The organism is Hymenobacter lutimineralis (assembly GCF_008271285.1).
GTDB lineage: Bacteria > Bacteroidota > Bacteroidia > Cytophagales > Hymenobacteraceae > Hymenobacter > Hymenobacter lutimineralis.
Genome location: NZ_VTHL01000003.1, coordinates 69,960 through 91,540, shown reverse-complemented (window position 1 = coordinate 91,540; position 21,581 = coordinate 69,960). Strand labels below are relative to the sequence as shown.

Genomic DNA, 21,581 nt, shown 5'->3' with positions numbered 1-21,581 from the left:
CACCATGGCAGAAGTACGTCCGGATGAAGTATCCGCCATTCTGCGGGAGCAGCTGTCCAACTTCAAAACCGCCGCCGAGCTCGAAGAGGTTGGTACGGTACTGCAAGTTGGCGACGGTGTAGCCCGCATCTACGGCCTGGGCAAAGCCCAGTCGGGGGAATTGCTCGAATTTGAAAATGGCCTGCAGGCCCTCGTGCTTAACCTGGAAGAAGACAACGTAGGCGCCGTAATGCTCGGCGACTACAGCGAAATCCGGGAAGGCGCTACGGTGCGTCGCACCAATAAAATTGCTTCTATTAACGTCGGCGAAGGCATTGTAGGCCGCGTGGTAAACACGCTGGGCCAGCCCATCGACGGCCGCGGCCCCATCCAGGGCGAAACCTATGATATGCCCCTGGAGCGTAAGGCTCCCGGTGTAATCTACCGCCAGCCGGTAACCGAGCCCATGCAAACGGGTATCAAGGCTATTGACGCCATGATTCCAATTGGGCGCGGTCAGCGCGAGCTGATCATCGGCGACCGTCAGACGGGTAAGTCGGCGGTAGCTATCGACACCATCCTGAACCAGCGTGAGTTCTTCGAGCGCGGGGAGCCGGTATTCTGCATCTACGTAGCCGTAGGTCAGAAAGCCTCTACCGTAGCCCAGGTGGTAAACGCCCTGCAGCGTGGTGGTGCCATGGACTACACCGTGGTAGTTTCGGCTTCGGCTTCGGATCCGGCTCCCATGCAGTTCTTCGCTCCCTTCACCGGGGCTGCCATCGGCGAGTTCTTCCGCGACACCGGCCGCCCGGCTCTGGTAGTGTACGATGACTTGTCGAAGCAGGCAGTAGCCTACCGCGAGGTGTCGTTGCTGCTGCGTCGTCCTCCCGGACGCGAAGCTTACCCCGGCGACGTATTCTACCTGCACAGCCGCCTGCTGGAGCGCGCCGCGAAGATCAACGCTTCCGACGTTATTGCCCGCGACATGAACGACCTGCCCGAGAGCATCAAGCACCTCGTGAAAGGTGGTGGTTCGCTGACGGCATTGCCCCTCATCGAAACCCAGGCAGGTGACGTTTCGGCCTACATCCCGACCAACGTAATTTCGATTACGGACGGGCAGATCTTCCTCGAAACCAACCTGTTCAACTCGGGTATCCGGCCGGCTATCAACGTAGGTATCTCGGTATCGCGCGTGGGTGGTAACGCCCAGATCAAGTCGATGAAGAAGGTAGCGGGTACGCTGAAGCTGGACCAGGCTCAGTTCCGCGAGCTGGAAGCCTTCGCCAAGTTCGGCTCCGACCTCGACGCTTCGACCAAGCTCACCATTGAGCGGGGCCGCCGCAACCTCGAGATTCTGAAGCAGCCCCAGTTCTCGCCCCAGAAAGTAGAAGACCAAGTAGCCGTAATTTACGCTGCTACCAACGGTCTGCTCGACCAGGTGCCCGTAAACAAGGTGCGGGAGTTCGAGAAAGAGTTTGTTCAGGTGATGAACACCCGTCACCCCGATGTGCTGAAGGCCCTCAAGGCTGGCAAGCTGGATGACACCATCACCAACGCCATCCGTCAGGTAGCCAAAGATCTGTCGGCAGCGTACGCCACTAAGTAATTAACAATTAAGAATTAGTAATTAAGAATTGAGTGTTGCCATCCGGCTGGTCTTCGCCCGACGGCAATTCTTAATTCTTAATTACTAATTACTAATTCCCAACGCATGGCAAGCTTAAAAGAAGTTCGTAACCGCATTGTCTCGGTGCAGAGTACGCAGCAAATCACCAAAGCCATGAAAATGGTGGCGGCGGCCAAGCTGCGGCGGGCGCAGGACAACATCCTGCGCATGCGCCCCTACGCCCAGCGGCTCAACAGCATTCTGAGCAACCTGACCAGCCTTACCGGGGGAGAAGTGCTGAGCGACTATGCCGTGCAGCGCGAAGTCCGCCGGGTACTGGTTATCGCCATTACTTCCGACCGTGGCCTGGCCGGGGCTTTCAACAGCAACATCTTCAAAGGGGTCAACCAACTGGTGCGCGAACGGTACGCGGCGCAGTCGGCGGCCGGCAACGTAACGGTAATGGCCATCGGGAAGAAGGCCCACGACTACTTTGCCAAGCGCAATCCCCTGCTCGGCAACTACACGCACGTATTCGGCAAGCTGTCGTTTGATACTGTGCGGGAAGCGGCCGAAGAAGCCATGGAAGGTTTCCGGGTTGGTCAGTTCGATGAAGTGGTGATGGTGTACAACGAGTTCCGCAACGTGGCTACCCAGATTGTTCGGGCCGAGCAGCTGCTGCCGCTGGTGCCCGCCGAACCGGCTGCCAACGCTACGGCTACTTCCAACGTGGACTACATCTTCGAGCCTTCGAAGGAGGAAATCGTACAGACCCTGATTCCACAGTCGCTGAAGGTGCAGCTTTACAAAGCAGTGCTGGAAAGCAACGCCTCGGAGCACGGCGCCCGCATGACCGCCATGGACAAAGCCACCGACAACGCCGGGGAATTGCTCAAGTCGCTCAAGCTCACGTATAACCGCACCCGTCAGGCCGCTATTACCACCGAGATTCTCGAAATCGTAGGTGGTGCCGAGGCCCTGGCATCCAGCCGGTAACGCGAATTCTTATTTCATCAAAAAAGCCCGCTTCCCAAAGGAGGCGGGCTTTTTCGTTTGCTTTGACCAGAGGTTCTTGTTTGGCTTAACAGCCGCTAGTTAAGTTTGTCAAGGCCGTTAATGGATAGCGCAAAAGTTAGTCCTACAGGTTCATGTACGCTCGTTGGGCTAGCGCCTTGCTGGGTTTGGGGACGGCTGAATGGGCTTCCAGCAGTGCTAGCACCCACTTGGGTGTTAGCTCGGTGAAGTCGTTGATAACTGTGAGAGGTGCCTGAAACTGCTTGGCTTTTAGCGTGGTACTCACGCCAATGCAGCGCATACCGGCGCGGTAGGCGGCCTGCTCACCCAATAGAGCATCTTCTATGACCACGCACTGCCCGGGCGGGATGCCCAGCTTTTGGGCGGCTACCACAAACGTATCGGCGTGGGGCTTGCCTTCGGGCACGTCGGCCTTGCCCACTACCACGTCGAAGTAAGGGCGCAGGTGCAGGTGGTCGAGGATATAGCCAATGGTTTCGGGGGCGGAGCCGGTGCCCAGCGCCAGCTTGAAGCCCGCGGCACGGGCGGCCTGCAGGAAGGTCGTAAGGCCCGGCAGTTCCTGGCGGTGGTTCCAGTAAAGCGTGCGGTATAGGAACTCGCGCTGGGAGGCATACTCCTCCAGCTGCTTTTTGGGCACGGGGTGGCGGAATACGGTTTGCAGAATAGTGGTAGCGGGCATGCCGTTGAGACGCGCCAGCAGCCGGCGGGCATCAGTAGTAAGACCATGTTCGCGGAACAGCAGCTGAAAGGCCCGAGCCTGGTAGCGCGTGTTATCAACAATAACCCCATCCATATCGAAGATCAGGGCGTAAGAAGCGGCAGCAGGCATAGCAGAAAAAGGCGAGGCTAAATGGGCGGGTTCGGTGCAGTGGAGCCCGATGCCATGTGGCCTATGATACGGGTAGCGGCCCATTTTGGCTACCCAGGACGTAAGTACCAAGCGGACAGGTTATCTTTGCCCGGGCCTGTGTACGGAGAAAGTATTTCGCCAAGCCCTTCACCTTGCTGCTGCTGATTTGAAAAAGAGTTTGTGTGTGTTGCTGGCCCTTGGCCTAGCCTTGCCCACGGTGGCACAAAAGAAAAATCAACCCCTGGCGCGGCCCAAGCTGGTAGTAGGCATTGTGGTAGACCAGATGCGCTACGACTACCTCTACCGCTACTGGGACAAATACGGCAGCGGCGGCTTCCGGCGGCTGCTGGCCCAGGGCTTTAGCTACGAGAATACCCACTACAACTACGTACCTACCTATACCGGGCCAGGCCACGCCAGCATCTACACGGGCACTACACCTTCCGTGCACGGCATTGTAGGCAACAACTGGTTTGTGCGCGAAAGCGGCAAGGGCACCTACGTAACCGAGGATAAATCTGTGCAGGCGGTAGGAAGCAACACCAGTTGGGGGCAAATGTCTCCGCGAAATATGCTCACCACCACCATCACCGACGAGTTGCGGCTGGCTACCAACTTTCAAAGCAAGGTGATTGGGGTGTGTATCAAGGACCGGGGCTCCATCCTGCCCGCCGGACACACGGCCAACGCTGCGTACTGGTTTGACGGGACCAATGGAGCTTTTATCAGCAGCACTTTCTACCAGAACACCTTGCCTGGCTGGGTCAGCAAGTTCAACGGGGAACTCCACCCTGCCGAGTACCTCAGCAAACCCTGGGAGCCCCTGCTGCCCCTTGGGCAGTACACAGAAAGCACCGGCGACGATATGCCCTGGGAGGGAGCCTTCAAAGGCGAAGACAAGCCGGTGTTTCCCCACGACCTGCCCAAGCTAAGCGGCGTAGATATAGCTGCCGCCCGGGCCGGGCTGCGCGCTGGCGTTGATGCCTCGGCCGCAAACAAATCCACCACGTACGACCTGATTCGCTCTACGCCCTTTGGCAACTCTCTCACGCTCGACTTTGCCTTGGAAGCGCTGCGCAATGAGCAGCTAGGCCAGCGTGAGGCCACGGACTTTTTGGCCCTGAGCTTTAGCAGCACCGACTACGTAGGCCACCAGTTTGGGCCGAACTCCATTGAGGCCGAAGACACGTATCTGCGCCTCGACCGCGACCTTGAACGGCTGCTCAACTACCTCGATGCCAATGTAGGCAAGGGCAAGGCGCTGATATTTCTTTCGGCTGACCACGGAGCCGCGCACGCGCCCGATTTCCTGCGGGAGCACGGCGTACCTGCCGATAATGTAGGTTCCCGCCTCATGCGCGACTCGGTACAGCGCGAGCTGGTGCGTCGGCATGGCCCCGGCGAATGGGTGCTCAGCTACGAAAATCAGCAAGTGTACCTGAACCGGCCGTTGCTGGCGCAGAAGAAGCTGCCGTTGCGGGCCTTTCAGCAGGAAGTAGCCGATGTCATGCTTAAGTTTGCGGGTGTTACCCGAGCTATTTCGGCTGATGACCTGGAAAAGTCGCACTGGGAAAGCGGCATGCTGATGTACCTGGAAAACGGCTTTTTCCCCAAGCGCAGCGGCGACGTGATGGTTGTGCTGGCCCCTGGCTGGCTCGAATCCTACACGTACCCCGTAAACCGGGGCTCCACGCACGGGTCGGCAGGCAATTACGATACCCATGTGCCGCTACTTTTTTGGGGCTGGCACGTAAAGCACGGCGAGTCGAGCCGAGCGGCTAGTATTACCGACATTGCGCCCACACTGGCGCGCTGGCTGCACATTCAGGAACCCAATGGCTGTAGCGGGCATCCCTTGCCCGAAGTGCTTGGCTGGTAAGGCTCCGGGTGGCGCGGGTCGTTTTCTGGTGCGAAAACAAATCGACCCAAGGCAAGCTTAGAGCACAACGAACTAGGCAGCCACCGAATAACAAAGAAATCAACTACGAATAACGCTTAACTCCCCATCATGGCTCATTTTAACCCCTGGCACGACGTAGCGCGCGGCGAAGACGCCCCCCGCGTTGTGAATGGCATCATTGAAATTCCGAAAGGCTCAAAAGGCAAGTATGAACTCGATAAGGAAAGCGGCCTGCTGAAGCTGGACCGGGTGCTGTTTTCGGCCGTGCACTATCCCGCCGCCTACGGCTTCATCCCGCAAACCTACTGCGACGACAAGGACCCCCTAGATATTCTGGTGCTGTGCTCCGTGGATATTGTACCCATGTGCCTGGTGGAAGCCAAGGTGATAGGGGTGATGCAGATGGTAGACGGCGACGAAGAGGACGACAAAATCATTGCCGTAGCGGCCCACGACATTTCCGTGAACCACTACAACGACCTCGATGACCTACCCCCGCACACCCTGCGCGAGATGCAGCGCTTTTTCGAAGACTACAAGGCCCTAGAGCACAAACACGTAACCGTGGAGCGGTTTATGGGCCGGGAGGAGGCCTACCGGATTGTGGAGAAGAGCATAGACCTCTACAACGAGACGTTTAAAGCAGGCCAAGCCACGCAGGACACCCCACAATCGGCTGGCGTAGAGCTGTAAGCTCCCGCACTTAGTACCCTGACACGCCCTGTCTGGCCTTTGCGCCAGCAGGGCGTTTTGTTTGGGAGCCGGCGCAAGCTCCGCTATACCTTTTGTGCGGGCGTTGCGTAGGGTGGGCTATGCCCCAAAAACCACCCCAAAACTCCCTGCTGCGGTTTCTGTACGAGAACAGCCTCTTGCTTGTGGGCACTGTGCTGGTGCTCGGTACCCTGGTTGGCCAGATAGCTACTGGCTGGCACGACTACAACGACGAGCTAACCCAGATGCAGTTACCAGTCCTGACGCTGGGCCAGTACCTAGGCTCGGGTCATTTCCTGGAAGCCACGTTCGAAAACTGGGAAAGTGAGTTTCTGCAGATGGCCCTGTATGTGCTGCTTACTATCTGGCTTCGGCAGAAAGGCTCATCGGAGTCCAAAAAGCTATACGAAGAGGAAGAAGTAGACCGGGAGCCTAACCCCTATAAAGAGGATGCTCCGGGCCCGGTTAAGCGCGGGGGGTGGCAGCTGCTGTTGTACCAGAATTCTCTGACGCTGGCCTTCCTGCTATTGTTTTTCGCTTCATTTTGGTTGCATGCCAAAGGTGGCGCCGAGGTGTACAGCATTGAGCAGCAGCAAGAGGGCAAGCCTGCCGTAAGTGTACAGGAATACATGGCAACTACTCGTTTCTGGTTCGAGTCTTTCCAGAACTGGCAGAGCGAGTTTCTGTCCATTGTGTCCATTGTAGGCCTGTCCATCTTCCTGCGGCAGAAAGGCTCCCCTGAGTCGAAGCCGGTAGATGCCAGCTACGAGGAAACCGGGGAATAAGCCTGGCTGCGTACCTTCGCTGTGGAGCTTTTCTGCGGGCTCCGGCCCCGGGTATGTCTTCAGTCAACTCCTCTTTTTCTTCCGATGAAATAGTGCAGCGGGTACCACGGGGCCTAAAGCAGGTGCTCGATGCCATCTTATACAGCAACCTGGTAGTGGCGGCCGCGGCGGCCAGCCTGAGTTGGTCCACCTTTCTGTTCTGGCGCCAGCCGTTGCCGCCGCGCCTGGGGCTGTTCATCTTCTCTGCTACGCTGTTTTTGTATAACCTCGACAGCGCCCTGCCTTATAAATACACCCGGCCCGCCCTGCTTTCGGGGCGCAAGCACTGGATGCTGGTGCACCGGAAGGCCTTGCTGGGGCTGGCAGCCGCTAGTTTGGCCCTGGCTGGGTGGGCCCTGTGGGCCGAGGCCAACCTGCCCCTGCTGGTTTTTCTGGGGCACCTGGCCGCCGTAGCGGTGTTCTACTCGCTGCCGGTAGTGCGCTGGCAGAATAAATGGCGTAGCCTGCGCGAGGTACCCCTGCTGAAGGGCTTCCTGATTGCCTACGTATGGGCAGCCGTGAGCGTATGGCTGCCGGCCCTGCACCTGGGCAAGCCCTTAGCATCTCCGGTGGTGGCGCTGTTGTTTGGCCGGCGCTTCTTCTTTATTCTGGCCCTCACCTTCGTCTTCGATATTCGCGACTACACCAAAGACCGGCTCAGCGGAACCCACACGTTTCCAGGCTTGCTGGGCGTAGCTACGGCCAAGCTACTGGCTTTACTGGCCCTGCTCGTCTCGGGGCTACTGGTACCGGCTGCCATAGCCGGCCCCCACTTGGTTTGGTATACCCTGCCCCTGGGGCTGGCGGCGCTGCTGGTGGTATTTGCCCGGGAGGGCCGCTCCGATTATTACTTTGCCCTGCTTGCCGATGGCGTGATGCTGACTCCTTTCCTGGCCGCCTACGGCACCCTGATGTAGTCCGGCTAAAAAGTAGGTGGGGTAGTTAGCTCCTCGAGCGCAGGCCCTAGGTGGGCAGCAATAATACCGGCGGTCAGCCCCATCTGGCCTATCTGCTGGGCTCCTAGGTCGCCGGCTCTGCCGTGGGCGTATACTGCCAGTAAGGCCGCATCGAGTGGGGCCAGCCCCTGGGCGCAGAGGGCCGCTACTACGCCCGTCAGCACGTCGCCGCTGCCCCCGGTGGCCATGCCTGGGTTGCCGGTGCTGTTGAAATACAAGGTGCCCGTCGGCGTACCGATACAGGTGTAGGCCCCTTTCAGCACTACGTAGCACCGATGCCGGGCGCAGAATGCGCGGAGCAGCTCCAGGCGGTGGTAGTCGTCGTGGGCCGGTTGGGTGAGGCGCTCAAATTCCTTGGGGTGAGGCGTCAGGATGGTGTCGGGGGGAAGGAGTGCCAGTAGGTGTCGGTTGCTGCCCAGTAGATTTAGCGCGTCGGCGTCCAGCACCAGCGGCGCCGGGCACGTGCGCAGCAGCTGTTCCAGCACGCGGAGGGTGTCGGGCTGCTGCCCCAGGCCGGGGCCGATGGCTACAACCGAGTACCCCTTCAGGTTCGGCAACTCCCCGATGTAGTCTTGCCCTACGTCCGGCAGAGCCATGGCTTCCGGTACGGCAGTTTGAGCCACGGTATACCCCACGGCAGGTACCGCCAGTGTGAGCAGACCGACTCCACTGTGCAGGCAGGCCTGCGCTGCCAGCACTGCCGCGCCGATCTTCCCGTAGCTGCCGCCCAACAGTAGGGCATGCCCGTACGTGCCTTTATGAGCGAAGCGCTGACGAGCCGGCAGCCGGTTTGTCAACAGTTTAAGGTCGGTATAGTAGTTATCCACAGGTGTTTTGTGGATAACTGTAGTATTCAGTCCAATTGAGACCAACTCCCATTGCCCAACATAGTCGGCATTTTGAGGAAGCAGGAAGGCTAGTTTAGGCAGCTCGAAGCTGATGGTGTAGTGCGCGCACACCACGGGGCTGCTCTTGGGCTGAGGGGCATCGGTGAGCAAGCCCGAGGGCATATCCACGGCCACGACGGGGGCAGACGAGTTGTTGAGGTAGTGTACTACTGCCGCGGCCACGCCTGTCAGCGGCCGGTTCAGGCCCGTGCCGAACAAGGCATCTACCAGCACGGCCGAGGAGGAAAGCTCAGGCAGCTGGTAAGCATCCAGTTCTATGCACGGCACTTCCGAAGGCAGGCGCTGATGGTTGGCGGTAAAGTCGGCGGAGTGACGGGCGGCGGGCAGCAGCCACACGCGCACGGCCTGCCCGGCTAGGTGCAGCAGGCGGGCGGCGGCTAGTCCGTCGCCGCCGTTGTTGCCGGGGCCGCAGAAGACGTGCACTTCGCGCTGCGGGTGAGCAGCCAGCTTTTCCAGCAGCCACTCCGTGAAAGCCGCCGCTGCGCGCTCCATCAACTCCACGGAGGTAATGCCCTCTGCCTGAATAGTGGCCTGGTCGAGGGCGCGGATTTGGGCAGCGGAAAGGATTTTCATGGAATTAAATCGGGGGGCTTTCTGAAAAATAGTTAGTTCTTGGAGCGATGATAGCTAAACCAATACGATTTAGAACTCTAGCATTACTATGGCTGGTAGCGGCCTGCAAGCAGGCACCGAAACAAGCTGCCAGCTCTTCACCCTCAACCCCTTCAAAGCCTGTCACCGAAGGTTGGCAGCCAGCACCACTCCCCTCGGCTTCTAAGCCTGATACAACGGCAGTCGTGGAAGAGGTGTTGCTGATGGAGCCTTCCCCAACCGCCCGGCAGGCCGCGTGGCCCGGGGTGGTTGCGCTGCCCGATACCACTCTGCCAGTGGGTATCAGGCAGCCAGGCCGGGTGCTGGAAATGAAGCGGTGGCGCGATGCGGCCGGTGAGCAGCTGCTGGTAGTGTCGCGCCCTGCCCCGAAAGTCGAGTACCGGCCGGGCGACCGAAGCGCGGAGGGTGACATCTTGAAAGAGGGCGACATTCGGCTGTACGCGTCCACCGCCTGGCTGTATATCCGGCAGTATCGCCGCGTGGGCGAAGCCTGGCAGGAAGTATGGCGCTTGCAGGATGTGCTGGATAAGTGCTTCCTGGATCGGTGGATAGGTACCTTGCCCGGCTCCACGTCCGTTACCGATCTGGATAAGGACGGGCAAACGGAAACGACGATAGTGTACATGATAACCTGTCGTAGCGACTATAGCGCTTCGGCTATGAAGCTGGTCATGCGGGAAGGCCCGGTAAAATATGCGTTGCGTGGCTTTTCCCTGCTCAACGTTGATGCTGATCAATACCGCAGTAAGACTGAGGTTCCGATCTGCTGCAACGATACAGTAAACCAAGATGCTGATGCTGGAAAGTATGCTCTAAGCTGGTTTGGTCTCATGCCTGGGCATGAAGGAATGTATTTCAATGAAAAGGAATTTGCGGCTGCTCCAGCATCCTTTCTGCAGTTTGCCCGGCAGGAGTGGCGCTACTGGCGCGTGCGGGAACAGTTCAACCAGCTTTAGCGCGAACCTCCCCAGTGGTTTGGCTTTTTAAAGTTTGCTAACAGGACACTTTCTGCTGACTATTACCTGCCTGAAAGCAGGTCGTGCGGCTAGCTAACTACGGCAGCCCGGTTCTCAATGCAGATACAGTAGCCCTGATTCTCATATTACTATGATGGTTGAAACCGGCTTTGACCGATACACTATGCGCCCTGCTTTCTGGTTAGCATCTCTGCTCTTTGTGGCGGCCTGCTCCGAACCGCATTCCCCCGCCGAAACGAAAGCAGCCCCTCCGGCGGCAGCCACAGTTGATTCCGCAGGATTCAATTCCACAACCGTTAAGAGCCTACCGCTTCGCCAGCTGCCGGCTGGGGTGCCACGTCAGCCGGGCAAAGTGCTGGAAATGACGCAGTGGACGGACGCCAACGGCCCAAACCTGCTGCTGATAAGCCGCTCCGCCGTGCAAACGCTGCCCGCTGGCCCCGACGACCCAAACGACGTGCAATCAGTAAGCCTCTACGCCCGGCAGTATGTGCAGCGGGCCGGAAAGTGGAAAGAGCTGTGGCACTTGCAGGATGGCGTGGAGCGGTGCGCCTTCGATATGTGGCTGGGCCCGGTGCCCGGCGCAGTGGCCGTTACCGACCTGGATGCCGATGGCCGGACGGAAACCACGCTGGTCTACAAACTGGTGTGCCGCAGCGACGTGAGCCCGGCAGATCTGAAGCTGATTATGCGGGAAGGACCAGACAAGTACGCCCTGCGTGGCCACACCGTAGTGCAGTACGACTCGGTGCCCGCCGCCCAACGCATACCAGCTGATGCCTGCTGCCTCGACACCATCAGCGCGGCCCGGCTGGAAGAAGAGTACGAACTGCTCACGGGGCGCTACGAAACCGAAAAAGAGTTTCGGCAAGCGCCGCCCGCCTTTTTGCGCTTTGCCCGCCAGCACTGGCGGCGGTGGGTAGTAGAGCAGGAAATGGGGCAACTGTAGAAAACTTCTGACGCGGCCCCGGCGTTTGCACCGTAGTTGAATTGCTGACTTTACTTTTTGCCACTATGCAAACCTGGAACGATGTTATCCGGCTCGCCAACCACGGCAGCCCGGCCCCCGATAAGCGCGTAGAAAAAACCAACGAGGAGTGGCGCCAGCTGCTCACGCCCCAGCAGTACCACGTTACGCGGGAGCACGGCACCGAACGGGCCTTCACGGGCGAATACTGCGAAGCGCACGAGGCTGGCCTCTACGCCTGCGTGTGCTGCGGCACCCCGCTCTACGACTCGCGCACCAAGTTCGAGTCGGGCACGGGGTGGCCCAGCTTCACTCAGCCCGTAAAAGACAACGCCTTGCGGTACAAGAAAGACACCAGCTACGGCATGACGCGCGTAGAGGTGCTCTGCAATGCCTGCGACGCCCACCAGGGCCACGTATTTCCCGACGGCCCGCCGCCATCGGGGCTGCGTTTATGCATCAACTCGGCCAGCATCAAGCTGGTGAGCGAGCCGCAGGAGGCCTGATGCTTTTACGCACAGCCGGAAGGGAAACCCGCCAAAATCAACTACTTTGGGCTTGTCTGACCGTGGGGTTAGGCAAGCCTTTTTTGTTCTTATCACTTTGTATGAAGAAACAGCTACTCGCCTTATTTGCTACTGCCTTATTGCCAGGAGCGGCGCTATACGCACAAGTCCAGCCGGAACCCCTGTTACCTGACCCCATTGCCAGTGCTGCGCGGGCCACTGCCGCTACAATGTTTCAGCCAACACAGCTGCTGGAGCAGACCTATGCGCTGACTGACTGGAAAAATAAAACCCGCACAGTGCTGCAGAAATTTGCCGGTCCCAACCAGCCACAGCTTTCCGTGGTAGATGCCTGGGATGGGAATGCCTGGAAGCCGTCTTTGTACAGCCACTTGCGCTACACTCCCGACGGGCAGATGAAAACCGATACGTTCTTCACCTACCAGCCCGGCAACCCCAAAGCCTTTGCCTACCTGGCCATTGCGCAAAGCTTCAATAGCGCCCGGCAGCTTACGGAGCGGGTTACTTCCGCTCTCAATATCGGCACCACCAAGTGGGTGCCCGTTAGCCGCGCCCAGATCAGCTACGCCAACGGACTAGCCACGCAGCAGGTAGAACAGAGCTACGATTACGGCACGGAGAAGTATCTGAACGTAGCCCGGTCGCTGTATAGCTACAACGCCAGCAAGCAGGAAACGCAGCACGAGCAACAGAAATTTGAAAACAATGCCTGGGTAAAGCTGCAGCGCTACGACAACACCTATACGGCCACGGGCAAGCTAGCCCAGCAGCAGCTCAGCCGCCCCGTGAATAACCTGTACGAAGTCATGTATCGGTTTACGTTTTCCTATGATGCGGCCGACCGCGTCACTAAAATTCTTACGGAAGAGAAAAAGGTCGCTACTTGGGTGTCGGTGCAGCAAACGGTGTATGCTTACGACGGCAAGGGCAACCCAGCCAGCTATACCGAGCAGGCTTGGTCGGGCACCGCATTTGTAAATGCGCGCCGGGTGTTGATAACGGGTCAGTTGGTGACGGCTAACCAGGCAGCCCAGGCCCGGCAGTTTCAGTTGACGGTAGCGCCTAATCCCGCCCATGGCGCAACCCAGGTACAATACACACTGGCTTCTCCGGCCACGGTAGCTGCTCAGGTGTTTGATGGCACCGGGCGGGAGGTGGTACGCTTAGCTGCACCTCAGCAGCAGGGTATTGGCCGCCAATCATTGCTGGTCCCTGCTACGCTGCAACCAGGCCTGTACGTCGTGCGCCTCAGCATCAACGACGAGGTAGTCCAGACAAAATTGGTGGTACAATAAGCTCGCACCACAACTTTAAATAGTAAAACAAAGCCGCCACTGGCACTGGGTCGGTGGCGGCTTTGTTTTCAGGGCACAGACCAGAATTTCTACCGATTTTCGCACCCCATCCACCAATTGTTGTTCGTAAGACGGAGGTAGTTGACAGTTCTTGCTTTAGGCAGGAGCCGTTACTGACCACCAGCAACCGCCAACAAAAGTTACCCCACCCACCCCATGTCCTTACTATTCACCGATTTTGCTTCCTGGCAGGCGCATTGCGCCAGTACTGGGGAGCCGCTGTACCAGCCCGTTCTGGCCTACGAGATAGAACAAAAGGGCCGCACCGAAGACCAGATCTGGCCTGGCCTGCAGCGCGCCTACGACGTGATGCGCGACGCCGTGCACACGGGCCTCACCGGCGACATGACCTCCCGCTCAGGCATGATCAACAACGGCGCCAAGAAGATTGCGGCTTCCCCCGTGACGGTGCTGTCACCCGAGTTCAAAAGCCTTATCATTCGGGCCCTGGGCGCCAAGGAAGTGAATTCGTGCATGGGCCGGGTAGTGGCCGCTCCTACGGCCGGGGCCTCCGGAATCCTGCCCGGCGTGCTCGTTACGCTGCAGGACCTGCATAAGCTGGAAGACCAAAAGATCCTGGAAGGTTTGCTGGTGGCGGCGGGTATTGCCCTCATCATCGAGCAAAATGCATCCTTGGCTGGGGCCGTAGGTGGCTGCCAGGCCGAAACGGGCTCTGCCGCGGCCATGGGTGCCGGCGCTATAGTGTACTGCCTGGGCGGCACCGTAGAGCAGACGTTTGCCGCCGTAGCTATTACCATTCAGTGCATGCTGGGCTTGGTGTGCGACCCGGTAGCCGGACTAGTGGAGGTACCTTGCGTGGTGCGCAACGCCTCTGCGGCGGCCATAGCCTTCAGCTCCGCCCAGATTGCCATTGCCGGCGTCGACCCGGTGATTCCCGTAGATCAGTGCGTGGCCGCGCTGGGCGAGGTAGGGCAGAGCATGGAAACCCGCTACAAGGAAACCGCGCTGGGCGGCCTAGCCAATACTACCCGGGGGCGCGAAATCGAGAAAATGGTGCTGGTGCAGGACGTGCAGATTTTGCCCGACGAAGAAACTACCTGAGGCCGGCCCAAGCCAAGGCGCTAAAAGGCCTTGATTTCCGGCGTCATGGTGAGCTGGCCCAGGTAGGCAATGGCGGGCTGGTAGCGGCTGCGCAACTCCTGGTACTGGTGCCAGCAGACTTCTACGTCTTCCTCCAGGGGAATTCCCTGCGCCCGCAACTGCGCGTAGGCTTCCCGGAAACTTTCCCCAGAGGGCTCTTCGATGCGGGCCTTGGGCAGGGCTTCGGGATTGGCATGGGCGCCCTCAAAGTACCGGTACACGCGGTTGATGCTGATGCATCCGGCTTTAAAGCAGATTTCGCCGTGCGGGTTGCGGGGAGCAGCCACCGTGCTCAGCAGCAGGGCCGCTGCATCCAGGATGATATCGGCGGCCATAACCCAGGAGCGCCCCGGCTGAGGGGACCGGAAGAAGGCCAGGATGCCCAGGGAAGTATGGCTTTCCTCGATTTCCACAAACCAGGACTCCCACTCTTCCCACTTCACGCCGTCGTGTTGCAGGGCGCCGGCGCGGTGCAGCCACTCTAGCAGCGTTACGGCGGAGGCCGGAGCGCCTGCCCGCAGCTCCAGGCGGGCCACCACCAGCTCCCGCCGGGAAAAAGCCTGGTACATCGTGGGCAGGTAGGAAATCAGCAGCGTAACCAGCAGCAGCCCGAGCCCGGCTTCGGAATATGACACGGCGTTGGGCAGAAACCCTTTGCTGGGCTCCTCAGAGCCCAGGGTAAACAGGGAGCTGTTGCTGATACGAAAACAACGGTCAAAATCTCCCTCACCCAGCGCCCAAAAGATGGCGGTGTAGCCTAGCCCCACCATCACCAGCCACACCGCCGGCAGTGTTACCAGGGCTACGGGAGCATACAAAGCCATTACCCGGTCGCGGCTGCCGTAGGTTTTCTTGAGGCGGGCCAGCCGGCTAAACAGAAAACGAATGCTCCGGAATACCCAATTGGTAATAAGCACCGACTCGTTGCGGGGTAGCACAAAGGAGCGAATGGCGGCCAGCAGCGTACTGAGCACCAGTAAGGCCCCGCCCACAAAGGCCAGCACATGCAGCAAGAAAGTCCAGGAGGGCATCAAATGGTCAGGGAAAGCCAGCGTATGGGCTGAGTGTACGTGACGCGTTTCCCACAGTTGAGGTAGAAGCTGGTATGGTTTTCGCCGCGCGCCCGTTCTTTTACCTAACCCCTTTATGGTATGCAATTCTTTACTCCTGCTCTTGTTTCAATTCTGAGTGCGTCGTTACTATCAGCGGGCTGTTCCGTCAGTCGGGTGTCCATGCAAGTGCCCACGGAGCTAACGGCTACCAGTCCTTTGCCGGTCACCGGTAAGCAAGGCTTTACCTACAGTTATCAGTTCGGTGAATTCAGCACTGCTGCCGTGCACAAAGGCTGGCGCAGCACGGCTACGCACTCGGTGGGCCAGCCAATAAGTGCCGATCTAACCCGCGTCCGGCAGAAGTCATCCTTTGTGCTGCAGCCCGTAGGTGGCACTACCTGGGAAGCCCAGAGTGCTTATCTGCTGCGTGACAACGACCTGGGTATACAGACCGGGGCAAACTCCCGCACCGACGTCACCCTGCGCAGCGACGAAGTGTTCAGGACGTATATTTTCGCCCCGAATCAGCCGGGGTGGCAGCTGGTGGTGGAAAATCACCTGGGTCTGGGCCGGGAGCTACAGCCCCCGGCCGGCACGCTCAGCAGTGGCGATTCGGTGCTGACGGTGCGGCCCGTTACGCACCTGATGCGGCGCGACGGCCAGCCCATGCAGCTGCCAACCGGTTCGCCCCTGGGCTACGAGTTTGTGCGCGCTAATGGCTCCGTAGTGGCGGCCGTAGAGCTGCTGGGGCGCGGGCGGGTGTGGCTGAGCCCGGCCCTGTCTCCCGAAACCAAAGGCCCGGTAGTAGCCGCCGTAACGGCCCTACTCATGCACCATCGGTAAGGCATGTGGCCCGCACAACCAGTGTGTGGGCCACATGCCTTATTTCTTGCGCTGTTTCCAGAGCTGGCGAAACGACTTCGGCGCTATCTGCAGGGCGTCGCGGCGCTTGCTCCAACCTACTTCGCCTAGCAGGCGGCTGAGCACCCAGTTTTTGCCAGCCGCTGGCGCCGCATCCCAGGCCCAGCGGTGCTTCATGCCATACAGCCAGAAGCCCACGGCGCGACGCTCTTCCTTGTCAGTAAAGCCCTGACTGACGGCCTGCTGGCGGTTTTTGAGCAGCAGGTTGTGCAGGTTGATTTTTACGGGGCACACCGAAGTGCAGGCTCCGCACAGCGAGGAAGCAAAGCTCAGGTGCTTGTTTTCCTCCATGCCCGCCAGGTGGGGCGAAATCACCGAGCCGATGGGCCCGGAGTACGTGGTTTCGTAGGTGTGGCCGCCAATGTTCTTGTACACGGGGCATACGTTCAGGCAGGCCCCGCAGCGGATACAGTGCAGGGCCTCGCGCTTGTCGGGCTGCTCCAGCAGGTTGGTGCGCCCATTGTCGAGCAGCACCACGTACATTTCCTCGGGGCCATCCTTTTCCAAAGGCTGGCGCGGACCCGTGTACACGGTGTTGTAGACGGTGAGCTGTTGCCCGGTGCCACTGGTGCTCAGCAAAGGCCAGAACAAATCCAGGTCCTGCAGGCGCGGTATTACCTTCTCGATGCCTACAATGGCAATGTGCGTTTTGGGGAAGGTGGCCGAAAGGCGGGCGTTGCCCTCGTTTTCCGTCACGGCCACGCCGCCCACGTCCGCAATCAGGAAGTTGCCGCCTGTGATGCCGACCTCCGCCGTGGTGTACTTCTGGCGCAGCAGGCGGCGGGCCGTGAGCACCAGCTCCTGGGCATCGTCGGTGGGCTGGATGCCCAGGTGCTTCACGAAGATGTTGGCAATGTCCTGCTTGCTCAGGTGCATGGCCGGCGTGACGATGTGGTAGGGCCGCTCCCCGTTCAGCTGCACGATGTACTCACCCAGGTCCGTTTCAATGGACTCGATGCCGTGCTTCTCCAGAAACGAATTCAGGTGAATTTCCTCGGTAGTCATGCTCTTGGCCTTCACCACCGTGCGCGCGTGCTTGCGGGCCATGATCTTGCCGATTTCCAGCAGGGCCTCCTCCGCATTCTGCGCCCAGATAACGCGGCCGCCCTGGGCCGTGAAGTTGCGCTCAAACTCCAGCAGGTAGTCATCGAGGTGGTTGATGGCCTTGGCCTTCAGATAGGAAGCCCGTTCCCGCGCCAGCTCATGGTCGCGGTACCAGTCGAGGCCGGTTTGCACGGCCGCGTTGTACTTGCCGATGTTGAAGCGAATCTTGCGCCGATGCTCCAGGTCAAAGGCTTTGGCCTCGCTGTCCCGCTGAAATTGACTAGGTTTGGTAAGCATGTTTCTGGTGGCGTGTGCCGCGTTGTCTTGTTGAACATCCTTCGGTTTGGCCTTCTCTCACATTCCTGACCCTCTGCCGCCCGAAGGTTTTTCGCTGCCCGTCGACGAAATTGAGGGCAGCTTCCGCACCTGGGGGTTTCTGCCCGGCTACTCCCGCAACAGCCTCAGCGCCCGCCTCACGCTCTACCCCGAGCAGGTGGAGCTTAAGGTACTATCCGTGAGTAGCTACCCCTACGCGGCCCTGCGGGAGGTGGGTTACCGGCCCGCCGGACTCCTGCGCCAGGAACGGGTAGTGTTGTTCTTCACCAGTCCAAAACACACGAGCTACTCGTTTATTCCATCCTCGGCACCTATCCGGCGGGCGTTTCTGCAGTTTTGCGTACAGCGAGGCCTCCATCTGTCAGCCGAAGCCCAGCAAGCCTTGCTGCTATAACCCGCCAGCCTACGGCTTGTTGGAATCGACCACAATCCGGTTGTCCCGGTTGGCCAGTTCCCAGGCCGTGTAAAATACCAGCTGGGCCCGGGTCTGGAGTTTGTCAAACTCAATCTTCTCCACATCGTCGGTGGGCTGGTGGTAGTCGGCGTGGTCGCCGGTGGTGTAGAAGATAACCGGGATTTTGTGCTTGGCGAAGTTGTAGTGGTCGGAGCGGTAGTACACCCGCTCGGGGTCATTAGGGTCGTTGAAGTGGTAGTCGAAATCGAGCTTGGTGTACTTCTGGTTGGCGGCTTCGTTGATGGCGTGCAGCTCCGAGGAAAGCTTGTCGGAGCCCACCAGGGCCACGTAGTTGGGCTTGCCTTCGTGTTCCTTATCGGTGCGGCCCACCATGTCGATGTTCAGGTCGGCAATGGTTTGCTCCAGCGGGAAAATGGGGTGGTCGGTGTAGTACTCCGAGCCAAATAAGCCTTCCTCTTCGCCCGTCACGGTCAGGAACAGGATGCTGCGGCGCGGGCCGTGGCCCTCGGCTTTGGCTTTAGTAAAAGCCTCGGCCAGCTCCAGCACCGAGACTGTGCCCGAGCCATCATCGTCGGCCCCGTTAAAGACTACCCCGTTTTTGATGCCCAGGTGGTCGTAGTGGGAAGATATTACCAGGATTTCGTCTTTCTTATCGGTGCCTTCCAGGAAGCCCAGCACGTTTTCGGTAGCAAAGGTTTCTTGTTGGCGCGCGGCCTTAATGGCGAAGGGCGCCGGTTTGAAGGGCGACTTTACCGGCTGCTTGGCCGTGGCGGTGCTTTCCTGATACTCACGCAGCTTCTCAGCGGTAGTGCGCAGCAGGGCCGCGCCCAGGACCGGCGACACGAAGAAGTAGCCCGCGCGCGGGGTCTCCGCCTTGCCCAGCATATTCATGCGAGCCTGGTCTACGTAGGGCCGCACCATGCCCATCGTTTTGCGATAAGCAGCCGTGTCGGGGTTCACGAAGAACACGCTGCGGGCGCCTTTCTGCGTGGCCAGCAGCACCTTGCTGCGCGTGTTCGGCACAAACGCCTTGCCTGGGGCGGCTACGGCCGGGAGCCCCGACTTTCCATCCTTCATCGGCTCCCCGACGAGGATGATGAGGTCCTTGCCCTGCACGTCGCCCAGAGCCGCGTAGTCGGAGTAGCCGTCCTGCTCGATGCCGTAACCCGCAAACACCGGCTGTACCGTGGTTTCCTGCGAGAAGGGCGAAGTGCCGGTGGCGTAGAAGTCGCGCTTCCACACAAAGGGCTGCTTGCCAATGGTGAGCGTGGGGGCATCTTTCCAGCGGGTACGCTCTAACGTGAACGGCTGCAGGTAAGTGTTTTCAAAACCTTGGACCGGCCCCGTGAGGCCCAGCTCCTTGAAACGGTTGCTGATGTACTCGGCGGCCATTTTCTGGCCTTTCTCCCCGGTTTCGCGGCCTTCGTAGGCATCCGAGGCTAATACCGTCAGGTGGCGGCGCAAATCTTCCTGGGTGATGCTTTGGGCGTACTGAAGCGCCCAGTCGGTGGCCACCGGGGCGGGAGCCGATGGAGCCGGCTGGCTGGCTTTGGGTTTGTGCTTTACCTTGATTTTGCTCTGGGCCAGCGCCGGCTGAGCGGTGGCGCCGGCCAATGCCAGCAGTATGGCGTAACGGTGCAGGGAGTTCATACAGGCAAGAACGGCAGAAATGGCCAAACCTGCTGCGGCCAAGCCCTAAAGCTAGCTTGCCAGCGGGCAGGCCCGCCAGAAAAAAGCCCCGGGCATCCGGGAAGGAGCCAGGGGCTTTTGACAGAAATAGCGGGCTAAGCGAAGCCGCGGTTTAAACTACGGCTTGTTGGAGTCCACCACGGGGCGGTTGTCGCGGTTGGCAATGTCCCAGGCCAGGTAGTACACCAGCTGGGCGCGCTTTTCCATCTTCGGAAACTCAATCTTGTCTACCTCGTCCTTGGGACCGTGGTAGTCGTCGTGCACCCCGTTGAAGAAGAAGGCCACCGGGATTTTGTGCTTGGCGAAGTTGTAGTGGTCGGAGCGGTAGTAGAAACGGTTCGGGTCCTGGGGGTCGTTGAACTGGAAGTCCAGGTCGATCTGCGTGTACTGCTTGTTGGCGTTTTCCAGGGCCGCGTGCAGCTCCGAGGAAAGCTTATCAGAGCCGATAACGTACACGTAGTCGCCTTTGCCCTCGTGGCCTTTGTCGGTGCGGCCCACCATGTCAATGTTCAGGTCCGTCACCGTCTGAGCCAGGGGGAAGACGGGGTGGTCGGTGTAGTACTCCGAGCCTAGCAGGCCTTTCTCTTCGCCCGTCACGGTCAGGAACAGGATGCTGCGGCGCGGGCCGTGGCCCTCGGCTTTGGCCTTGGTGAAGGCTTCGGCCAGCTCCAGCACCGAGACTGTGCCCGAGCCGTCGTCGTCGGCGCCATTGTGCACTTCCCCATCAATGATACCGATGTGGTCGAAGTGGGCCGAAACCACCAGGATTTCGTCTTTCTTATCGGTGCCTTCCAGGAAGCCCAGCACGTTTTCGGTGGTGAAAGGCTGCTGGTCTTTAGGCGCCGTGATGGTAAACTTCGTCGGCTTGAACGTGGATTTCTGGGGCTTGCCGGCTGCCGCGGTGGCATCGGTGTACTTAGTCAGGTTGGCCGCCGTCGTACCCAGCAGCTTATAGCCCACAGCCGGCGACACGAAGAAGGTGGCGACCCGCTCCGAGGGCTTGTCGGCGAAGGTGATGGTGGGCTTTTTCAGGTAGGGCCCAAAGCGGGCCGCCGTTTTCTGAAAGTTGTCGTTGGGGTTGAAGCTCACGAAGAACACGCTCCGGGCACCTTTCTGCGTGGCTACCGTAGCTTTACCCCGGTAATCCATGCCCCACTTGCTGGGCTGGCCGTCTTTGCCCAGCAGCGGCTTCCCATCCTTCATGGGTTCCCCGATGAGGATGATCAGGTCCTTGCCTTTCACGTCGCCCAGGGCAGCGTAGTCGGAGTAGCCCTCCTGCTCGATGCCGTAACCCGCAAACACCGGCTGCACCACCGTGGCCTGCTGAAAAGGGGAGGAGCCATAGCCGTAGAAATCCTGGAGCCAGGCAAAGCTCTGGCTGCCCACTTTCAGGATAGCGCCGTCCTTCCAGGAAGAGCGCAGCATGGTAAAGTGCTGCAGGTAAGGATTATCGGAGCCCTGTACGGGCCCCGTGAGACCCAGCTCCTTGAAGCGGTTGCTGATGTACTCGGCGGCCATTTTCTGGCCTTTCTCCCCGGTTTCGCGGCCTTCGTAGGCATCCGAGGCCAGTACCGTCAGGTGTTGGCGCAAGTCGGCCTGCGTGATGGTTTGGCCATACTGGCGGGCCCAGTCGGTGGCCACCGGGGCGGGAGCGGGAGCCGCTGCGGGCTCGGTGGTGGCGGGCTGCTCGGTTTTGGGCTTGTGCTTGACCTTGATTTTGCGCTTGGTTTCCGGCTGCTGAGCCACGGCGGCCGTGGTACAGGCACCCGCCAGGAGCAGTGCGCCCAGAAAGGGTAGTTTCATAGGAGAGGGG

General features: G+C 59.6%; 19 protein-coding genes. 13 read left to right on the top strand and 6 right to left on the bottom strand.

Going from position 1 to position 21,581, the window contains the following annotated elements; all coding sequences use genetic code 11:
- The first annotated feature begins 4 nt into the window (after positions 1–4).
- The gene (gene atpA / locus FY528_RS04330; protein ID WP_149069769.1) at positions 5–1,588 is read left to right on the top strand and encodes a F0F1 ATP synthase subunit alpha; all 1,584 of its coding nucleotides are present in this window, start codon (positions 5–7) and stop codon (positions 1,586–1,588) included.
- A 105-nt stretch (positions 1,589–1,693) separates the two neighbouring features.
- The gene (atpG, locus tag FY528_RS04325; RefSeq protein WP_149069768.1) at positions 1,694–2,584 is read left to right on the top strand and encodes an ATP synthase F1 subunit gamma; all 891 of its coding nucleotides are present in this window, start codon (positions 1,694–1,696) and stop codon (positions 2,582–2,584) included.
- A 142-nt stretch (positions 2,585–2,726) separates the two neighbouring features.
- Here the strand turns inward: atpG and FY528_RS04320 are convergent, their stop codons facing one another.
- The gene (locus FY528_RS04320) at positions 2,727–3,452 is read right to left on the bottom strand and encodes an HAD family hydrolase (RefSeq protein WP_187631999.1); all 726 of its coding nucleotides are present in this window, start codon (positions 3,450–3,452) and stop codon (positions 2,727–2,729) included.
- Between the two features lie 187 nt (positions 3,453–3,639).
- Here FY528_RS04320 and FY528_RS04315 point away from each other — a divergent pair, with 187 nt between their 5' ends.
- From FY528_RS04315 to FY528_RS04300, 4 genes are all read left to right on the top strand, one after another.
- The gene (locus FY528_RS04315) at positions 3,640–5,352 is read left to right on the top strand and encodes an alkaline phosphatase family protein (protein WP_149069766.1); all 1,713 of its coding nucleotides are present in this window, start codon (positions 3,640–3,642) and stop codon (positions 5,350–5,352) included.
- Between the two features lie 129 nt (positions 5,353–5,481).
- Positions 5,482–6,066 (top strand): inorganic diphosphatase, encoded by a 585-nt coding sequence (locus FY528_RS04310; RefSeq protein ID WP_149069765.1) that lies wholly within the window; start codon positions 5,482–5,484, stop codon positions 6,064–6,066.
- Between the two features lie 119 nt (positions 6,067–6,185).
- Entirely contained in the window at positions 6,186–6,869 is a 684-nt protein-coding gene (locus FY528_RS04305) for a DUF6766 family protein (RefSeq protein WP_262383900.1), read from the top strand.
- Positions 6,870–6,922: 53 nt separating this feature from the next.
- Positions 6,923–7,825, top strand: a complete 903-nt coding sequence (locus FY528_RS04300; protein WP_149069764.1) for a UbiA prenyltransferase family protein — start codon at positions 6,923–6,925, stop codon at positions 7,823–7,825.
- A 5-nt stretch (positions 7,826–7,830) separates the two neighbouring features.
- On the opposite strand, the gene FY528_RS04295 is transcribed toward FY528_RS04300, so the two are convergent.
- Entirely contained in the window at positions 7,831–9,345 is a 1,515-nt protein-coding gene (locus FY528_RS04295; protein WP_149069763.1) for an NAD(P)H-hydrate dehydratase, read from the bottom strand.
- A 242-nt stretch (positions 9,346–9,587) separates the two neighbouring features.
- Here FY528_RS04295 and FY528_RS04290 point away from each other — a divergent pair, with 242 nt between their 5' ends.
- The 5 genes from FY528_RS04290 (at position 9,588) to sdaAA (ending at position 14,272) form a co-directional block, all read left to right on the top strand.
- The gene (locus FY528_RS04290; RefSeq protein WP_149069762.1) at positions 9,588–10,340 is read left to right on the top strand and encodes a M949_RS01915 family surface polysaccharide biosynthesis protein; all 753 of its coding nucleotides are present in this window, start codon (positions 9,588–9,590) and stop codon (positions 10,338–10,340) included.
- Positions 10,341–10,524: 184 nt separating this feature from the next.
- Entirely contained in the window at positions 10,525–11,310 is a 786-nt protein-coding gene (locus FY528_RS04285) for a M949_RS01915 family surface polysaccharide biosynthesis protein (protein WP_373281601.1), read from the top strand.
- Between the two features lie 65 nt (positions 11,311–11,375).
- On the top strand, positions 11,376–11,834 hold the full coding sequence (gene msrB, locus FY528_RS04280; protein WP_149069760.1) for a peptide-methionine (R)-S-oxide reductase MsrB: 459 nt from the start codon (positions 11,376–11,378) through the stop codon (positions 11,832–11,834).
- Between the two features lie 230 nt (positions 11,835–12,064).
- Entirely contained in the window at positions 12,065–13,150 is a 1,086-nt protein-coding gene (locus tag FY528_RS04275) for a T9SS type A sorting domain-containing protein (RefSeq protein WP_187631998.1), read from the top strand.
- A gap of 216 nt (positions 13,151–13,366) precedes the next feature.
- Complete coding sequence (gene sdaAA, locus FY528_RS04270; protein WP_149069758.1) at positions 13,367–14,272, top strand: L-serine ammonia-lyase, iron-sulfur-dependent, subunit alpha; 906 nt, start codon at positions 13,367–13,369, stop codon at positions 14,270–14,272.
- Between the two features lie 20 nt (positions 14,273–14,292).
- On the opposite strand, the gene FY528_RS04265 is transcribed toward sdaAA, so the two are convergent.
- Positions 14,293–15,342, bottom strand: a complete 1,050-nt coding sequence (locus FY528_RS04265; RefSeq protein ID WP_149069757.1) for a YbjN domain-containing protein — start codon at positions 15,340–15,342, stop codon at positions 14,293–14,295.
- A gap of 201 nt (positions 15,343–15,543) precedes the next feature.
- Here FY528_RS04265 and FY528_RS04260 point away from each other — a divergent pair, with 201 nt between their 5' ends.
- A complete protein-coding gene (locus FY528_RS04260; RefSeq protein ID WP_149069756.1) occupies positions 15,544–16,206 on the top strand; it encodes a hypothetical protein in 663 nt (220 codons plus the stop codon).
- 39 nt (positions 16,207–16,245) lie between these two features.
- On the opposite strand, the gene FY528_RS04255 is transcribed toward FY528_RS04260, so the two are convergent.
- Positions 16,246–17,625: a LutB/LldF family L-lactate oxidation iron-sulfur protein gene (locus tag FY528_RS04255; protein ID WP_149069755.1), complete on the bottom strand. Its 1,380-nt coding sequence runs from the start codon at positions 17,623–17,625 to the stop codon at positions 16,246–16,248.
- Positions 17,626–17,671: 46 nt separating this feature from the next.
- On the opposite strand from FY528_RS04255, the gene FY528_RS04250 reads away from it, so the two are divergent.
- Positions 17,672–18,058, top strand: coding sequence for a hypothetical protein (locus FY528_RS04250; RefSeq protein WP_149069754.1), 387 nt, complete (start codon positions 17,672–17,674; stop codon positions 18,056–18,058).
- 9 nt (positions 18,059–18,067) lie between these two features.
- Here the strand turns inward: FY528_RS04250 and FY528_RS04245 are convergent, their stop codons facing one another.
- Together FY528_RS04245 and FY528_RS04240 are read right to left on the bottom strand one after the other, a co-directional pair.
- Positions 18,068–19,729, bottom strand: coding sequence for a M28 family peptidase (locus FY528_RS04245; RefSeq protein ID WP_149069753.1), 1,662 nt, complete (start codon positions 19,727–19,729; stop codon positions 18,068–18,070).
- Between the two features lie 156 nt (positions 19,730–19,885).
- Positions 19,886–21,571, bottom strand: coding sequence for a M28 family peptidase (locus tag FY528_RS04240; protein WP_149069752.1), 1,686 nt, complete (start codon positions 21,569–21,571; stop codon positions 19,886–19,888).
- Positions 21,572–21,581: the final 10 nt, after the last annotated feature.

Excerpts from the sequence above, each read along its gene's own strand:
- FY528_RS04275 (WP_187631998.1), top strand. The coding sequence starts at position 12,065 with ATGTTTCAGCCAACACAGCTGCTGGAGCAGACCTATGCGCTGACTGAC.
- FY528_RS04285 (WP_373281601.1), top strand. The coding sequence starts at position 10,525 with ATGCGCCCTGCTTTCTGGTTAGCATCTCTGCTCTTTGTGGCGGCCTGC.
- atpG (WP_149069768.1), top strand. The coding sequence starts at position 1,694 with ATGGCAAGCTTAAAAGAAGTTCGTAACCGCATTGTCTCGGTGCAGAGT.
- FY528_RS04295 (WP_149069763.1), bottom strand. The coding sequence starts at position 9,345 with ATGAAAATCCTTTCCGCTGCCCAAATCCGCGCCCTCGACCAGGCCACT.
- FY528_RS04240 (WP_149069752.1), bottom strand. The coding sequence starts at position 21,571 with ATGAAACTACCCTTTCTGGGCGCACTGCTCCTGGCGGGTGCCTGTACC.
- FY528_RS04245 (WP_149069753.1), bottom strand. The coding sequence starts at position 19,729 with ATGAACTCCCTGCACCGTTACGCCATACTGCTGGCATTGGCCGGCGCC.
- FY528_RS04290 (WP_149069762.1), top strand. The coding sequence starts at position 9,588 with ATGGAGCCTTCCCCAACCGCCCGGCAGGCCGCGTGGCCCGGGGTGGTT.
- sdaAA (WP_149069758.1), top strand. The coding sequence starts at position 13,367 with ATGTCCTTACTATTCACCGATTTTGCTTCCTGGCAGGCGCATTGCGCC.
- FY528_RS04265 (WP_149069757.1), bottom strand. The coding sequence starts at position 15,342 with ATGCCCTCCTGGACTTTCTTGCTGCATGTGCTGGCCTTTGTGGGCGGG.
- FY528_RS04255 (WP_149069755.1), bottom strand. The coding sequence starts at position 17,625 with ATGCTTACCAAACCTAGTCAATTTCAGCGGGACAGCGAGGCCAAAGCC.
- FY528_RS04320 (WP_187631999.1), bottom strand. The coding sequence starts at position 3,452 with ATGCCTGCTGCCGCTTCTTACGCCCTGATCTTCGATATGGATGGGGTT.
- FY528_RS04305 (WP_262383900.1), top strand. The coding sequence starts at position 6,186 with ATGCCCCAAAAACCACCCCAAAACTCCCTGCTGCGGTTTCTGTACGAG.
- msrB (WP_149069760.1), top strand. The coding sequence starts at position 11,376 with ATGCAAACCTGGAACGATGTTATCCGGCTCGCCAACCACGGCAGCCCG.
- atpA (WP_149069769.1), top strand. The coding sequence starts at position 5 with ATGGCAGAAGTACGTCCGGATGAAGTATCCGCCATTCTGCGGGAGCAG.
- FY528_RS04300 (WP_149069764.1), top strand. The coding sequence starts at position 6,923 with ATGTCTTCAGTCAACTCCTCTTTTTCTTCCGATGAAATAGTGCAGCGG.
- FY528_RS04310 (WP_149069765.1), top strand. The coding sequence starts at position 5,482 with ATGGCTCATTTTAACCCCTGGCACGACGTAGCGCGCGGCGAAGACGCC.
- FY528_RS04260 (WP_149069756.1), top strand. The coding sequence starts at position 15,544 with ATGCAAGTGCCCACGGAGCTAACGGCTACCAGTCCTTTGCCGGTCACC.